Source organism: Roseateles sp. P5_E11, assembly GCF_054049355.1.
Genome location: NZ_JBFUMO010000764.1, coordinates 1 through 2,243, shown reverse-complemented (window position 1 = coordinate 2,243; position 2,243 = coordinate 1). Strand labels below are relative to the sequence as shown.

Annotated in this window: 3 protein-coding genes; 2 read left to right on the top strand and 1 reads right to left on the bottom strand. The window is 68.3% G+C overall.

From position 1 onward, the window contains the following. Both ACXJKR_RS30275 and ACXJKR_RS30270 read left to right on the top strand, forming a co-directional pair. On the top strand, window positions 1-111 hold a 111-nt coding region (locus ACXJKR_RS30275; protein WP_457325999.1), incomplete at its 5' end, for a 2-C-methyl-D-erythritol 2,4-cyclodiphosphate synthase. A gap of 31 nt (window positions 112-142) precedes the next feature. After that, window positions 143-835: a hypothetical protein gene (locus ACXJKR_RS30270; RefSeq protein WP_056197939.1), complete on the top strand. Its 693-nt coding sequence runs from the start codon at window positions 143-145 to the stop codon at window positions 833-835. Between the two features lie 10 nt (window positions 836-845). Here ACXJKR_RS30270 and ACXJKR_RS30265 read toward each other — a convergent pair. Next, a partial coding sequence (locus ACXJKR_RS30265) for an ATP-binding protein (protein WP_457325998.1) occupies window positions 846-2,243 on the bottom strand: 1,398 nt, incomplete at its 5' end.

The window sequence follows — 2,243 nt, the reverse complement described above, 5'->3', positions numbered from 1 at the left end:
GGCCAGATCAATGTGAAGGCCAAGACGGCCGAGAAGATGGGGCCGGTGGGCGAGGGGCGGGCGATCGAGGCGCGGGCGATCTGCCTTCTTGCGGCCTCCGGGGTTGGCTAACATCGCGCCCCAACTTCCCAAGCCCGCGCACATGCACGTCGAACCTCCCGGCCACGCCCCGACCAATTTCAAGGAACTCGGCGTCCACTACGTGATGATCGTGCTGGGCATCCTGACCGCCCTGGGGCTGGAGGCGGGCTTCGAGGCGCTGCACCACCGCAAGCTGGCGCGCCAGACCATCGAACAGGTTGATTCAGAGCTGCAGGCCAATCTGACCGAGGTGCGCTCCACGATCATGCAGAACCGCACCGTGATGGAAGGCGTGAACGCCCTCTACGGCGAGGTGAAGAAGCTGGCCGAGCAGGGGCAGGCCAAGCCCGCGACGCTCAAGACCCTGCTTAGCGAGCGCCTGCACATCAGCGTGTTCACGCCGGGCCTGCGCCGCGACGCCTGGGACACGGCGTTGGCCGACCAGGCCCTGGTGCACCTGCCGCACGCCGACCTGCGGCGTTTGTCCGAGGCCTACACCGCGCAGCGCGATTCGCAGCAGGTCATCCAGTCCAGCTTCAGCGCGATCGGTTCGTTCACGCGGCTGACGGATGCGCTGGTCGATGCCGAATTCGGCCGTGGCGACCCGGTGGATCTCATCAAGGCGCTGCATGCCTACCGGCTGACGCTGAACGTGGTCATCGGGGTCGAGAAAGGGCTGGAGAAGCAGCTGGCGCAGTCGCTCGGCGAGGCGGCAGTGCCGGCGCCCGCCGCGAGCGCTGCCTCGGCCCACTGAGCGGCTCAGCTCAGGCCCCTTGCAGCTTGAGCACCGTGATGAGGCCGCCGCCCTGCGCATTGCTGATGGACAGCGTGCCGCCCAGGCGCTGCACTGATTTCTCGACGATGGCCAAACCGAGACCGGCACCGCTGGCGGCGGTGCGAGCGGCGTCGCCGCGGTAGAAGGGCACGGTGAGGCGCTGCAGGCGGTCGGGCGGCACGCCGGGGCCATGGTCGCGCACGCGCAGCTCCACCCAGGAGCCCTGGCGCGTGGCGCTCACGTCCACGCGCGCCGGCTCGCCTTCCGCATGGCCGTAGCGGCGCGCGTTCTCGAACAGGTTGAGCAGCACGCGGCCCAGCTCGGTGTCGTCGACGAAGACCTTGAGGGCCTCGCTGACCTGCACTCGAAAGCGGATCTGGTCGGGGTCGCGGAAGCCCTGCACCTCGCGCTCGACGACGTCGGTCAGCCGCGTCTCGCGCAGCTGCGTCTCGTTGGGCCGCGCATAGTCCATGAACTTGCTGATGATGGCGTCGAGCTGGTCGATGTCCTGGGCCATGAAGTGACGCGCCTGCTCGTCACTGACGCTCATCTCGGTTTCCAGCCGCAGCCGCGCCAGCGGCGTGCGCAGGTCATGCGAGATGCCGGCCAGCATGACGGCACGGTCTTCCTCCAGCTTGGCCAGTTCGCGCGCCATGCGGTTGAAGCCCATGTTGACCTCGCGGATCTCGCTGGTCATGGTGTTCTCGTCCAGGCGCGAGTCGTACTCACCATCACGGATGCGGCCGGCGGCTTCCGCCAGCTCGCGCAATGGCTGGTTGATGAGGCGGGCGATCAGCGCCGAGCCGACGACGGTGGCCAGCAGCGCAATGACCACCCACCACCAGTTGCTGGCCAACGAGATGGACAGAGGCGTTGCGCTGGTACGCAGCCAGAAGGCGTCCTCGCCGACGACGTAGCGCACCCACAGGCCCGATACGTCGTTGACGTTGCGCGCGACGACGGTATCGGGCCCGAGCGTGTTGCGCAGCTCCGAAGCGAGCTGCTTGGCGAAGGGGCTGGTGTCGTAGGGCAACCAGCGGTCGCTGGTCTCGGCCACGCGCACCTGCACCGTGTCCCCGCGCGACATCGAGCTGATGACGGCGACGCGGTTGATGGGGTCGGTGTGCTCCAGCGCGATGCGGCTGAGCTTGACGAGGCCTGCCAACTGCTCGGCCGACTCCAGCGCGCGCGGCTGGGCCTCCAGCAGCTTGAAGGTGTATTGCCATGCCAGCACGGCGCCGGCCAGCAGCAGGGCCAGCCAGGCGAAGGTGCGCCAGAAGAGGTTCAGTGCGAGATGCGGACGGGCCATCACGTAGTCGAGTTGTGTTTGGGCCGAGCGCCGGGCCGCCCCAAGCCGGCCCGTCTGGCGATGTGCGAGCGGCTCAAT

Bases quoted from the DNA above. Each gene is read 5' to 3' on its own strand.
- ACXJKR_RS30270 (WP_056197939.1), top strand. From the start codon at position 143: ATGCACGTCGAACCTCCCGGCCACGCCCCGACCAATTTCAAGGAACTC.